We start from the raw sequence: 14,283 nt of genomic DNA, 5'->3' as shown, positions 1-14,283 counted from the left end.
GACAAGTTATCTTCCTCCTTTTATTACGTTTTGAAGGGTAGAAAATTTTCCATTTAATCTTTCAATTAAGGCTTGGTAATAGATTTGATTGGCTGCCATGTCAGACATTTCATTGTCAATGTCTACGTTGTTTCCATTGTGATTGTATTCAGTATTATGTTTTGTATAAATTTGAGGTCCTTCACTGCCGACAGTAAATCGAAAGTGGCGCGGATCAGTTCTATTAGCTTCGATTTGACTAGAAGAATCCGCCAATACTTCCTTAAAACTTACTGCTTTTGCTTTATAATTCGGTACGTCTACATTTGCGATATTCTGAGCAATTGTTTTTTGTTTAAGTGACGAATAATTCAAGGCTTTTTCAAGCGTTTGAATATTACCAGAGAATAATTGCAATTTCGACACCACTCTTCTTTTTATCTATTCTGGTTAGTTTTACCATACATACATTGTAATGTTTTTGTCATATTACGTCTACACATGGTACTACAATTTTCCGATAAAATTCCCCAATTCTAGACAAAATAGTTCTTAAGTCTCAAGAATAATTGCGTAATCGCCTGTTCAGCGACGTACAAACTTTATAGGATTTTAACGAGATAAAGGGTACATGGTGAGCTACTATAAGCGGTAACGATTGATTAGGGGTAGATAAGAGGTTGTTCTCCAAACCCAGAAATTGTTCTTCAACTTTTGGTCTGGAGGTTATTTGACCTAGAGCCCCTAGGTGGCTTATCGTTGAAAGAATCCGAAAGATTGTTAGTTGCTTGGAGCTGAAATAGAGTAAACTACCTCCTTAAAAGTAATAATTTCCCAAAAAAAACAATAAAAAAGTTACTAGATAAAAATATCTAGTAACTTTTTTGTGAAATTTAGTTTGATTTAATTTTCTCAAGTTCTTTAAGAAATTTGGAATTTAACACTTTAATATATGTTCCCTTCATACCTAGAGAACGGGATTCAATTACGCCGGCACTTTCAAGCTTTCTCAAAGCATTTACAATGACTGAACGTGTAATTCCTACACGATCGGCAATTTTCGAAGCAACGAGCAGTCCTTCATTCCCATTTAATTCTTCAAAAATATGTTCGATAGCCTCTAGTTCACTGTAAGATAATGAACTGATTGCCATTTGTACGACAGCTTTGCTTCTTGCTTCTTCCTCAATTTCTTCAGATTTTTCTCGTAAAATCTCCATGCCTACAACAGTTGCACCATATTCAGCTAAGATTAGATCATCATCTTGAAACTCATCTTCTAAACGTGCGAGAATCAACGTTCCAAGACGTTCCCCTCCGCCGTTAATTGGTACTATCGTTGTTAAACCATTATTGAACAACTCTTTATTCTCAACTGGAAACGCAGTGTACTCACTATCAACACCAAGGTTAGAAGAAGTTTCAGTAATATTGAATAAGCTTTTTGTATATTCTTCAGGGAATTGTCTATCTTCAAGCATTTTTTTCATTCTTTCATTTTCAATTGCTTGATTGATTGCATAACCTAACAATTTACCTCTGCGACTTAATACGAAAATATTTGCCTGAATAACGGAGCTTAGTGTTTCTGACATTTCTTTAAAATTTACGGGTTTTCCCGCAGCTCTTTGTAGCATTGCATTAATAGTTCTTGTTCTAGATAATAGTTCCAATAGTTTCTCCTCCTAAAATTATTACAATTCTATATAAATTCACTTCAGCAAAATATATAGCCACTATTCATAACATTCCCTGACGGATATTACATAAAACTCTTATAGAATAAACTGGCTTAAGTCCTTATCTTTGGAAATAACAGCAAGTTTTTCATCGACATAATGCTTAGTAATCTTGATCGTTCCCATCGCTACATCAGGTGCCTCAAAAGATAAATCTTCGAGAAGTTTTTCCATTATTGTATGAAGACGTCTTGCCCCAATATTATCCGTTTCTTGATTGACATTGAAGGCAATCTCGGCAAGTCTGTAAATAGCATCGTCAGAAAATTCGATTTGTATACCTTCCGTTTCCAATAATGCAATATATTGTTTAATCAATGCATTATCAGGCTCTGTAAGAATGCTGACAAAATCTTCGACAGAGAGCTTACCTAGTTCCACACGTATAGGAAAACGTCCTTGCAGCTCAGGAATTAAATCAGATGGCTTAGATATATGGAAGGCTCCCGCTCCGATAAACAATATAAAATCAGTTTTAACAGGACCATATTTTGTTACCACTGTCGACCCTTCAACAATAGGTAAAATATCGCGCTGCACACCTTCTCTTGATACATCAACATTCGAGCTGGAGTTTCCTCTACTTGCAATTTTATCGATTTCATCGATAAAAATAATTCCTGTTTGCTCTGCCCTTATTATCGCCGTCTGCGAAACATCATCCATATCAATTAATTTTTGAGCTTCATCATTTGTTAAAACGATGCGCGCGTCTTTCACTGCTAAGTTTCGTTTTTTCTTTTTCTTCGGTATTAAGTTGCTTAGCGCATCCTGCATATTCATGCCCATTTGCTCCATACCGGAACCTTGCAGCATATCAAACATCGACGGCTGTTGTTCTTCTACTTCAACTTGGACCATCTCATTTTCCAATTCACCGTTTGCTAATTTTTGAGCGATGAATCTTCTCTTCTCTCGGATACTCATTTCTTCTTGCTTTTCCAAATCATCATCTTCTGTTTCTTGCTGCCCGCCGCCAAAGATCATTTCAAATGGATTTTTAAATCCTTCTGCTTTTTTCTTCGCTGGTACTAGCAGTTCTACTAACCGATTATTCGCATGCTTTTCAGCTAAATCTTTTACTTCTTCCATTTTTTCTTCTTTTACAATTCTAATCGATGTTTCCATTAAATCACGGACCATCGATTCCACGTCACGACCGACATAACCTACTTCTGTAAACTTTGTTGCCTCTACTTTAACGAATGGCGCACCAACAAGTTTTGCCATGCGTCTAGCAATTTCGGTTTTACCTACACCTGTTGGACCAATCATTAATATATTTTTTGGAATGATTTCGTCTCGCATATCGGGACTCAATAATCCTCTTCGATATCGGTTTCGAAGTGCTACCGCTACAGCTCTCTTCGCTTCTTTCTGACCAATGATAAATTGATCTAGCTTTTCCACGATTTCTCTAGGGGTCATATTAAATCCTTTTTTTTCAGATGCCAAACCGTACCCTCCTTTAAAGCGATGTTTTAAGTTTTTTAAAGTTCTTCCACAATTATATTTCTATTCGTGTAAACACAAATATCTGCTGCAATTTCCAAAGAAGCTTTTGCCATTTCCTTTGCACTTAAGTGATCGGCTCCATAATTTTTTAACGCTCTTCCTGCAGCGAGTGCATAATGGCCACCTGAACCGATAGCAAGAATCCCATCGTCCGGTTCAATAACTTCTCCAGTACCAGACACAAGTAACAGATTCTCTTTATCCATGACAATTAACATCGCTTCAAGTTTGCGCAATACTTTATCGCTTCTCCACTCTTTCGCCAGCTCAACTGCTGCACGTTGAAGGTTTCCGTTATATTCCTGAAGTTTACTTTCGAATTTTTCAAACAATGTGAAGGCATCAGCTACCGAACCTGCAAATCCTGCCAAAACTTTCCCATTAAAAAGTTTACGGACTTTTCTTGCTGTATGTTTCATTACTACTGCATTTCCAAATGTTACTTGACCGTCTCCAGCCATCGCACTTTTTCCATTATGCTGGACGGCAAATATTGTTGTAGCATGAAATTGGTCCATTTTCTTTCCTCCCTCATCTTTTATCATGCTCTGGGATGGTGGTTCATATATGTTTTGCGTAAATGTTCTTTCGTGACATGTGTGTATACTTGAGTGGACGATAAGTGAGAATGTCCTAGTAATTCTTGAACCGTTCTCATATCAGCCCCATTGTTAAGCAAATGAGTTGCAAACGAATGACGAATCATATGAGGATGAATTTTCCCAGTCAATGACGCAGATTCTATCACCTTTTTCAAGATATGACTTATTCCACTCGCTGTAAGGGGACCACCCCGAGAATTGACAAATAAATACTGATGAGTTTCTTGTCCTTTCATCAGTTCATTTCTTGCCCCATGATGTATGTAGGTTTGTAATGCGTCAAAGGCGAAACTCCCAAATGGAACATATCTTTCTTTTCGGCCTTTTCCTTTTACAAGGATGGTTGAAAAATCAAAGTCTAGATCTTTAAGTTGAATATTTGCACATTCACTTACCCTTATACCTGTAGCATACAACAATTCAAGCAATGCAAGATTTCTTATACTTAAAGGTGTCGAATCCATGCAAGCTTCGAAAAGTACATTCATCTCTTCTTCATAAAAAAAATTAGGAATCTTTACTCCCGCTTTCGGTTGAATAACTAGTGCAAATGGATTTTCTTTCACTAATTCTTCCCTCAAAAGAAATTTATAAAAACTTCGAAGGCAGGAAATTTTTCTCGAAGCACTTGCCCGTGCTAATTTCTTGTTATATAGTTCTGTTACAAAAAGTCGGGCATCGACGTACTCTACATCGGAAAAGGACTTTATTCCTTGTGCATTCATGAACAAAGCAAATTGCTCAATATCTTTTTTATAAAAATTAATCGTGTAATCGGAATAGTTGCGTTCAATTTGCAAGTATTCAATAAAAGAGTATACTGATTCATCTGAAAACTTATTCATCGCTTCACCCCTTAAAGGCTACTAAATATTATCACAATTTACCGGACGTTGCAATGAATGTTACAAATTTTTCACAAAGTTTTGAATTGTTTTCACTACTATTACCAATTCATACATTTTATAGAAAATCGTTCTTTGCCGCATTATTCTTTAGATATTTATCTTTATGAATTTTCGAGTTATATACACTTATTGCATTTTACACTATTCACTACATAAAAAACATTTTTAAGCATCAACAAAAGCGGAAGCGCCTGTTTATCAACGTACAGGCCCACAGGATGTGGGTCCGTCGACGTCCACATGACGTGGCGTTTTTAGTCGACGTTCATATCGGTCTTTGACTGAGATAAAGGAAACACGACGAGGTACGAGTCGATGTTGACTTACGCAAAAGAAAAGGCAAAGATGTTTGCTAGTCGATTGGCGCTGTAGCTAGACGGAGTCTATCTTTAATTGGATATACACAACTTTTCTAAATTATTATTTATTAAGCATTGAAAAAGCTATCCCCTTTCTTATGGAGATAGCTTTTAATGTTTTTATTATTGTACATGTTTTTCTTTGTAATCACATTCCGTACATTGAACCTGTATTCCTTTTTTCAGTTTTTTCTCGACTAAAACACCGCTGCATTTTGGACAAGGGCGTTCGAGTGGTTTATCCCATGAAACGAAATCACAGGAAGGGTATCGATCACATCCGTAAAAAATTCGTTTCTTTTTACTTTTTCTTTCTATGATATTTCCTTCTTTACACTTTGGACATTTTACACCAATTTCCTTCACTATGGGTTTCGTATTCCGGCAATCCGGAAAATTACTGCATGCCATAAATTTACCGAAACGTCCCATTTTTATAACCATTGGGTTTCCACAGTTTTCGCAATCCTCGCCTGCGTATTCATCTTTAATTTCTACTTCTTGCATCTCTTTTTCGGCTTTTTTCAAATTCTTCTCGAAGTCTCTATAAAATTCATCAATAATAGAAACCCACTTGATTTTGCCTTCTTCAATTTCATCCAACTCATTTTCCATCTTTGCAGTAAATTCTACATCGATTACTTCAGGGAAAAATTCCATCATTATTTCATGAACAATTTCCCCAAGTTCAGTAGGGACAAATCGTTTATTATCAAGTGCGACATATCCACGTTTTTGAATAGTATCTAGTGTCGGCGCATACGTAGATGGTCTGCCTATTCCAAGTTCTTCAAGTGTTTTTACTAGTCTTGCCTCCGTATACCTTGGAGGTGGTTGTGTAAAATGCTGTTTTGGAACTAGCTTTTCAGCATTAACCTTGTCACCTACAACCAATTCCGGCAGCATGTTTTCTTTCTCTTCTTGTTGGTCGTCCGTTCCCTCAACATATACTTTCATGAAGCCAGGAAATTTTATTTTTGATCCGTTTGCACGAAAATAAACTTCACCATTTTTTAGCGTTACAGCCATTGTATCCATAACCGCAGGTGCCATTTGACTCGCCACAAATCGATCCCATATTAACTTATACAAACGATATTGATCTCTGCTTAAGTATGCTTTAACGGAATCCGGATTTCTTAAAGTACTAGTAGGTCTTATAGCTTCGTGGGCATCTTGAGCATTCGTCTGTTTTTTCTCTTTTTGATTGGAATATTTTAAAAAGTCTTTTCCAAACTTAGCCTCAATATATTCGGCTGTTTCTTTCTGAGCTACTTCTGAGATTCTTGTAGAATCAGTTCTCATATATGTGATAAGGCCGACGGTGCCTTCCTTGCCAATTGCTATTCCCTCGTATAATTGCTGCGCTAGCATCATCGTCTTTTTTGCTCTAAAGTTCAATTTTCTTGCAGCTTCTTGCTGTAATGAAGAAGTAGTAAATGGCAAAGCAGGATTTCTCTTTCTCTCCTTTTTTTCGACCGATTCTACTAGAAAGGTATCGCCATTTAATTTGTTCATGATGGAATCAACATCATCTTTATTACTGAGCTTTGCTTTTTTATCGTTCAACCCATAAAACGAAGCTTGAAAACGTTCTTTATTCTTTTTAAAATCCCCTTCTATTGACCAATATTCCTCAGGGATAAATTTCTTAATTTCATTTTCTCTGTCAATTATTAAACGTACTGCGACAGATTGTACTCTTCCTGCACTTAGTCCCTTTTTTACTTTTTTCCAAAAAAGTGGGCTAATATTATAGCCAACAAGCCTATCTAACACCCTTCTAGCCTGTTGGGCATCGACTAAGTCCATATTAATTGGACGAGGATGCTTAAAAGACTCCTTAATGGCATCTTTAGTTATTTCATTAAATACTACACGGCAATCCGAATTAACATCTACATCCAAGCTATGAGCTAAGTGCCATGCAATGGCTTCACCTTCACGATCAGGGTCAGCTGCGAGAAAAACTTTTTTCGCTTTTTTTGCAGCGGTTTTTAAATCTTTTAATACTGGTCCTTTTCCTCTAATCGTTATATATTTAGGTTCATAATTTTCCTCAACATTTACACCCATTTGGCTTCTTGGCAGGTCTCTAATATGGCCCATGGATGCCTTCACTTTATATTTTTTTCCAAGATATCGTTCTATTGTTTTAGCCTTCGCAGGCGATTCCACAATTACTAAGTAATCCGACATGCACAATCCTCCCTATAAATCAGAGTAAATACTATATGGGAAAGATCATTTTGTCAATGAAGAATATCGAAGTCAGTAAATGATCTTTATCATTTCGTTAAAAATGTTTATGAAAAATCTATCCTACCATAACATTAATTGCAAGCTTTTTATTTTTAAGTTGCAATTCTTCAGTCCTAATTTCCACTCCAAAATCTAACTTTCCATAGGTTTTACGCACCTCTGGTGTCCTCTGTTAAGTGTTTGCCCTCTAAGTCTTGCACCTTCTCCCTCACTAAACTTTGATGTAAAAAAAATAATGTTCTATAACATATCTTAAAAGATTTACCGTGGTTACTCTAAAATTATTTCCTCTAAAATATCATTTCCGGAAGTAATTAACTTTGCTCCCTGCTGAATAAGATGATTCGTTCCTTCAGAAAGAGAATCGTTGATCGGACCGGGAAAGGCAAAAACTTCTCTACCTGCTTCTAATGCCATGTCGGCCGTTATTAATGATCCACTTCTCTTTTTTGCTTGAACAACGATTGTTCCTTTCGCCAGTCCGCTAATAATGCGATTCCTCATCGGAAAATGCCATCTCTCTGGTTTGATTATAGGAGCATATTCAGATAATAGTAAATGGTTTTTTTCGATTTCGGCTGCAAGCGCTTTATTTTCTGGAGGATATAAGTGGAAAAATCCCCCACCGAGGACGGCTATCGTTTTGCCACCACTTTCAATCGTTTTTTCATGGGCGAAAGTATCGGTACCTTTTGCCAACCCACTTACAATAACAATATTATTCCTTATTAGTTCAGGCAAAATCAAGTCAAGAGCAGTTTGTGCATATTTATTAGCTGCACGAGCACCAACAATGGCAATGGCGTGTTTAGTTAACAAGTTTTTGTTTCCCTTAAAAAAAAGAACTAAAGGTGGATCATGAATTTCTTGTAACACTTGAGGGTAGTCAGAATCATGAAAAGTAATATAAGATATGTTCTTTGAGTTATATAGTTTAGTAAGTTTATGCACGTTAATGGAATGGAACTCATATTTAAACTTCTCCATTTTGCTTGAATGAATTTGAAGGAATTGTTGAAGTTTTGCTGGGGGCATTTTGTATAGGTTTTGCAATTGAGGATCTAGTTTTAGAAGATTTCTAATCATTGCATTTGTTATAGATCTGCAATGAACGAGATGAAATAACTTTTCTTTAAAAATTTTGGTTCACTCCTTTAGTATTTTTTAGAACAAAAGCGAAGCGCCTGTTCAGCGACGTACAGGCCCACAGGATGTGGGTCCGTCGACGTCGCCACAGGATGTGGCGGTTTTTAGTCGACGTTCCTCTATAAGGTTCTGACGAGACAATGGAAACACGTTGAGTCTAAAAGGCGAGACGATGTTGACTTAACCACAAGTTTGCTAATCGATGGCTGCTTGAGCTAGACAATAATAATCTTACCTGAAAAATCATACTTATAAAAAAAGTATATTTCTTTACTGTTAAAATAACCCCTCTTTTCGGAGGGGCTATTTTGGTGAAAAACATGTTATTTTAGTGTGTTTTGCACTTTTCGTAAAGACCCTTTTCTTTTATTACGCTAATAAGAGTTTCTCCAATGACAGAAGGTGTATCTGCAACTTGGATGCCACACTCATTCATGACGCGAATTTTTTCGTCAGCGGTACCTTTTCCGCCTGAAATAATCGCTCCAGCATGTCCCATACGTTTCCCTGGAGGTGCTGTACGTCCTCCAATAAATCCAACAACGGGTTTAGTCATATTAGCTTTAACCCATCTTGCAGCTTCTTCCTCAGCTGTACCACCGATTTCACCTATCATGATGACAGCTTCTGTTTCAGGATCATCGTTAAATGCTTTCAATACATCGATGAAATTCGTTCCATTAACAGGGTCTCCGCCGATTCCGACTGCAGTGGATTGACCAACTCCTGCTTGAGTTAATTGATGCACAGCTTCATAAGTTAAAGTACCAGAACGGGAAACTACCCCTACATGGCCTTTCGTATGAATATATCCTGGCATAATACCGATTTTACATTCATCTGGAGTAATGACACCAGGGCAGTTAGGTCCGACAAGACGAGTTTTCTTGCCTTCCATATAACGATTTACATTTACCATATCAAGAACAGGAATATGCTCTGTGATACAAATGACAAGGTCTAATTCAGCGTCTACGGCTTCTAATATCGCATCAGCAGCAAACGGCGCAGGAACATAAATAACGGATGCGTTGGCACCTGTAGCTTTAACTGCTTCTTCAACAGTATTAAAAACAGGAACTCCTTCAACTTCTGTTCCACCTTTTCCAGGTGTTACTCCGCCAACGATTTTCGTGCCGTATTCAAGCATTTGCTTTGTATGAAAAAGTGCAGTAGATCCTGTAATTCCTTGCACGATTACTTTCGTATCTTTATTGACAAAAACACTCATGATTTTCCCTACCTTTCAGTTTTCTGGGGTGCAGACGTTTTATCCTACTAATTTAACAATTTTTTGCGCACCGTCTGCCATTGATTCAGCAGCAATAATGTTTAATCCAGATTCGTTTAAAATTTTCTTTCCTAAATCAACATTCGTACCTTCTAGTCTGACAACAAGCGGTACTTCAAGACCTACTTGTTTAGCTGCTTCAACAACACCAGTTGCAATAACGTCACATTTCATAATTCCTCCGAAAATATTGACGAAAATACCTTTTACATTCTCATCCGAAAGGATTATTTTAAATGCTTCCGTTACTTTCTCTGCTGTCGCACCGCCCCCAACATCAAGGAAGTTTGCCGGATCCCCACCATAATATTTAATGATGTCCATTGTAGCCATCGCAAGTCCGGCACCGTTAACCATACAACCGATGTTTCCATCAAGAGAAATATAGCTTAGGTCATATTTAGATGCTTCAATTTCTTTTGCATCTTCTTCATCAAGGTCACGATATTCAAGAATATCTTTATGTCTGTAAAGAGCGTTAGAATCAAAATTTAATTTAGCATCAAGAGCCATTACATTACCATCACCTGTAACAACTAATGGATTGATTTCAGCAATTGAGCAATCATTGTCTACAAAAGCTTTATATAGACTAATCATGAATTTAGCTGCCTTACCAACAAGCTCTTTTGGAATATTAATATTAAAAGCGATTCTACGTGCTTGGAATCCTGTTAATCCGACAACTGGATCTACAGTTTCATAGAAAATTTTCTCAGGTGTATTTGCTGCTACTTCTTCAATTTCAGTACCGCCTTCTTCAGAAGCCATCAAAACGACGCGGTCAGTAGCACGGTCTACAACTAAACCAACATAATACTCCTTTTTAATATCACAGCCTTCTTCAATCAACAGACGTTTTACTTCTTTTCCAGCAGGACCTGTTTGATGAGTAACAAGTGTTTTCCCTAAAATTTCATTGGCATATGTACGGACTTCATCTAAGTTTTTAGCTACTTTTACTCCACCAGCTTTACCACGGCCACCCGCGTGAATTTGTGCTTTTACTACACTTACTTCGGAACCAAGCTGCTTAGCCGCTTCTACTGCCTCTTCAACGGTGAAAGCTACTTTTCCATTAGGTACGGAAACCCCATATTTTCTGAGGATTTCTTTACCTTGATATTCATGGATATTCATTTTCCATCCTCCAATCACTCTGTCAAAAAATAGATTGCCTTATATATTGTATTAAAACGTTTAACGGATGTCCAATATTATAAATGCCCGTTTCCTTTATGTTTATCTAACTTATATATAAAAGCAAAAACTTCAGCCACAGCATTATACAAATCTTCCGGAATCGTTTCGTTTATATTAAGTTGTCCTAGTAATTCTACAAGGGTAGCATCCTGCTGGACAGGAATATTATGTTCTTCCCCTTTTGCCAAAATATTATCTGCTATAAGCCCTTTTCCCTTTGCAACTACAATCGGCGCCTCATGCAAATCACTCTGATAATGAAGGGCCACAGCTTCTTTTATTGAAATATCATCTTTTCTATTCTTCATATTCGGAAATCAACTCCAGAATAGGACTGTTGGGAGTAATAACGGCTTTTTTTATTATCTTGTTGTTTAAGATTTTCCGGTAATTTAAAATTTACTGATGATAAATGGTACCCTATTTCTTTTAATCCATTTGCTACATCAGGTAGAAGAGACTCTGATAATTTCTGCAAAATATTGCTAGAATTCACAATATTTACTGTTACAATTCGGTTTTGAACGTTCATATCAACTACTGTTTCTTTTAAGTGCTCTAAATCTAAGTAAAAAATAACCCGACAATAATCGGAATTAATCTTCCCTTCACTTGTTCGCTTTCCTGACCATTGCATTAAGATTTCAGATTGGAATTGACCAAGTTTAATGGGGAATTCAAATAACAAATGATGAATTGGCCCATTATCAGATGATACAAGCTGATATCCATTCATCCTAAATAAAAGTTGTTCTACAATATTTTTAGATTCACTAAGATTCGATTGTGACGTTTCCTGTAAAAATCTAACTAATAAAGGTTTTATTGATTCTGTTAACGATTCTCTATTAATTTCTCGATCTAAAAGAGAGTTTTCATAAAACATCCCTGTTCTGTGCAACGATTGTTTCAATTGATTTAACGTTTTTTCACGTCCATATTGCACCATTTCTGCATCTTCGGAATCCCAAGATTGTAATAAATTTACTATTTCCTTTCCCGAATTCGTCGGATTTTTTTCTAAAAGCAAAGATGCACGTAATGAGTGTAATAACTGTGCTGTAGATTCATCTTTTCCGAGAGCAAGGAATGATTTAAATATCCCTTCATTTAATGGCCATTTTCTATCAGACATCATTTTGATTGTTTGTAATCCGTCTTCTACATTATTTGCAAGTGGAAGAAGTTGAGCTGCACGAACAATTTCTTCTTTTGTCAACGGTATATTCTCGTTCCTCAAGAATTGTATAAGTGAATGATTCATTTTATGGCTATGAAGCCCTAACTGCTGTAAAAGGGATGAAGTTGAACTACTCTCGCTTTGCGAAAACGGTGTTGAGGTATTAAGCAGTTTTAATTTGGGAGCGCCATCATTAGATGTGACTTGAAGCCAGTAACCTTTACCATTCGTTAGGGGGACCTCCAGTTTTGCGATTAATTTTTTTGCCCCTACTTGGATTTCCGCATGCTGATTTGGAAATAGTTTTTGAATGACTCCATAAAAAATCTGACCAGGTCGAAATTGAATGGAGCTTGTTGGCTTAGCTTCTTGGTTTTGAAGCAAAGACTTCATGACAGCTTGCATGACCATTAAAATGTCACCTCTATTCAAACAGCTGTTTTATTGGAGCGAAAGATTTTCTATGTATTGTACAAGGGCCGTGAGTATCAAGAGTATCGAGATGTAGTTTTGTGCCGTAGCCCATATGTAAATGAAAACCATATTGCGGATATTGAATGTGATATTCTTCCATCATTCTATCACGTGTTACTTTTGCCACAATAGATGCGGCAGCAATTGATACACTTTTAGCATCACCTTTAATGATAGAGGTTTCAGGATAGATACTATTCAGTTTCATTGCATCTAATAATAAGTAATCCGGTTGAACTTTTAAATTTTGAACAGCTGCCAACATAGATTTTTTAGTTGCCTCATAAATATTAACTCTATCTATTTCTTCAGCTGAAATGATCCCAATTCCAACCGCAATTGCTTCATCCATAATATGTTTGTACAACTCGTTACGCTTTTTTTCTGAAAGTTTTTTCGAGTCATTCAACCCAGGAATATATGCATTTTCTTGAAGAATAACAGCTGCAGACACTACTGGACCTGCTAGAGGACCTCTGCCAACTTCATCAATACCAGCAATTAAATGAAAACCTTCTGTCCTTGCCTTTATTTCATACGTTTGCATAAGTGTATAATGATCTCGATCAGCTTTTTCTTGCTGTTTCGTTTGATGCCACTTATCGAGTAAATCCTTTACTCCTTTTCTAGCATCTGTAGATAGCTGTATCAATAATGGATCATTTTCATCTTGAACATTCTCCATTAATTTTCTAATTTCTTTAATAGATATTTTTTCCATATTCCAGCTCCAAATAAAAATGAAAGACCCCATAATGGGATCTCATTCCGGCTTTATTTCCGGCAAATCAAATGTCAGATTGCCAAATTTCTGCATTCTAAGATCTCTTATGACAATTTCAGCTGTTTTGTCATAATCCACTTTTCCACCGGAAGTAAGACTTCCTCTAAACTGACCAATCCTATCAAATAAAACGGATATTTCTTCTGGAATCTCCGTTAATTGATAACGTTCTAAAAGTCTTTCTGGGTAATAGTCTTGTAAAAATTTTAGTCCAAATACTGCTATGTCTTGCATGTTAAGCAAGGTATCCTTGATGGCTCCCGTTAAAGCAAGCTTATATCCGGTTTCTGGATCTTCAAATTTCGGCCATAGTATTCCAGGAGTATCTAAAAGTTCAAGCTCCTTACCTACTTTAATCCATTGCTGGGCCCTCGTGATGCCAGGAGTATTTCCGGTTTTTGCAATATTACGTTTCGCCAATCTATTGATCAACGTTGATTTACCTACATTTGGTATCCCGATAATCATAGCCCTAATCGCTCTTGGCTTTAGTCCTTTTGCTCTTTGACGCTCAATTTTTTCTTGTAATATTTTTTCTGAAGCTTTCACAATCTCTTTAATACCTGTACCGGCTTGCGAATTGATTGATAAGGCTGTATGTCCTTGATTCGAATAATAATCAATCCATTTATTCGTTAACTTCTGGTCGGCCATATCCGCTTTATTTAATAAAATTAGTCGTGGCTTTTGTTGAATAATCTCCTTTAACATAGGATTAGAGGAAGAATCAGGGATCCTGGCATCAACGAGTTCAAATATAATATCAACTAATTTTAGCTTTTCTGTTACTTCCCTGCGTGCTTTTGCCATATGTCCAGGGAACCATTGAATAGTCATGAAT

13 protein-coding genes are annotated in these 14,283 nt (G+C 36.7%); all 13 read right to left on the bottom strand.

Annotated features, from left to right (window positions below; all coding sequences use genetic code 11):
• Window positions 1-6 precede the first annotated feature (6 nt).
• The gene (gene flgB, locus KHA97_RS02665) at window positions 7-396 is read right to left on the bottom strand and encodes a flagellar basal body rod protein FlgB (RefSeq protein WP_213123204.1); all 390 of its coding nucleotides are present in this window, start codon (window positions 394-396) and stop codon (window positions 7-9) included.
• A 476-nt stretch (window positions 397-872) separates the two neighbouring features.
• Entirely contained in the window at window positions 873-1,652 is a 780-nt protein-coding gene (gene codY, locus KHA97_RS02660) for a GTP-sensing pleiotropic transcriptional regulator CodY (RefSeq protein WP_213123203.1), read from the bottom strand.
• A 102-nt stretch (window positions 1,653-1,754) separates the two neighbouring features.
• A complete protein-coding gene (hslU, locus tag KHA97_RS02655; protein WP_213124279.1) occupies window positions 1,755-3,146 on the bottom strand; it encodes an HslU--HslV peptidase ATPase subunit in 1,392 nt (463 codons plus the stop codon).
• A gap of 62 nt (window positions 3,147-3,208) precedes the next feature.
• The gene (gene hslV / locus KHA97_RS02650) at window positions 3,209-3,751 is read right to left on the bottom strand and encodes an ATP-dependent protease subunit HslV (RefSeq protein WP_213123202.1); all 543 of its coding nucleotides are present in this window, start codon (window positions 3,749-3,751) and stop codon (window positions 3,209-3,211) included.
• Window positions 3,752-3,774: 23 nt separating this feature from the next.
• A complete protein-coding gene (gene xerC / locus KHA97_RS02645; RefSeq protein ID WP_213123201.1) occupies window positions 3,775-4,680 on the bottom strand; it encodes a tyrosine recombinase XerC in 906 nt (301 codons plus the stop codon).
• A gap of 545 nt (window positions 4,681-5,225) precedes the next feature.
• Entirely contained in the window at window positions 5,226-7,301 is a 2,076-nt protein-coding gene (gene topA, locus KHA97_RS02640) for a type I DNA topoisomerase (protein WP_213123200.1), read from the bottom strand.
• Between the two features lie 333 nt (window positions 7,302-7,634).
• Window positions 7,635-8,351, bottom strand: coding sequence for a DNA-processing protein DprA (gene dprA / locus KHA97_RS02635; protein WP_233713368.1), 717 nt, complete (start codon window positions 8,349-8,351; stop codon window positions 7,635-7,637).
• A gap of 487 nt (window positions 8,352-8,838) precedes the next feature.
• Window positions 8,839-9,741 (bottom strand): succinate--CoA ligase subunit alpha, encoded by a 903-nt coding sequence (sucD, locus tag KHA97_RS02630; RefSeq protein ID WP_213123198.1) that lies wholly within the window; start codon window positions 9,739-9,741, stop codon window positions 8,839-8,841.
• A 39-nt stretch (window positions 9,742-9,780) separates the two neighbouring features.
• The gene (sucC, locus tag KHA97_RS02625; protein ID WP_213123197.1) at window positions 9,781-10,941 is read right to left on the bottom strand and encodes an ADP-forming succinate--CoA ligase subunit beta; all 1,161 of its coding nucleotides are present in this window, start codon (window positions 10,939-10,941) and stop codon (window positions 9,781-9,783) included.
• Between the two features lie 77 nt (window positions 10,942-11,018).
• Window positions 11,019-11,312, bottom strand: a complete 294-nt coding sequence (locus KHA97_RS02620) for an EscU/YscU/HrcU family type III secretion system export apparatus switch protein (RefSeq protein WP_213123196.1) — start codon at window positions 11,310-11,312, stop codon at window positions 11,019-11,021.
• Entirely contained in the window at window positions 11,309-12,595 is a 1,287-nt protein-coding gene (locus tag KHA97_RS02615) for a hypothetical protein (protein WP_213123195.1), read from the bottom strand. The genes KHA97_RS02620 and KHA97_RS02615 overlap by 4 nt, the downstream gene beginning before the upstream one ends.
• A gap of 13 nt (window positions 12,596-12,608) precedes the next feature.
• The gene (locus KHA97_RS02610; RefSeq protein ID WP_213123194.1) at window positions 12,609-13,379 is read right to left on the bottom strand and encodes a ribonuclease HII; all 771 of its coding nucleotides are present in this window, start codon (window positions 13,377-13,379) and stop codon (window positions 12,609-12,611) included.
• A gap of 42 nt (window positions 13,380-13,421) precedes the next feature.
• A complete protein-coding gene (gene ylqF / locus KHA97_RS02605) occupies window positions 13,422-14,279 on the bottom strand; it encodes a ribosome biogenesis GTPase YlqF (RefSeq protein ID WP_213123193.1) in 858 nt (285 codons plus the stop codon).
• Window positions 14,280-14,283: the final 4 nt, after the last annotated feature.

The sequence above is a fragment of the Lederbergia citri genome, from assembly GCF_018343625.1.
Taxonomy (GTDB): Bacteria; Bacillota; Bacilli; order Bacillales; family Bacillaceae_C; genus Lederbergia; species Lederbergia citri.
This window is presented reverse-complemented; position numbering and strand designations above follow the sequence as displayed.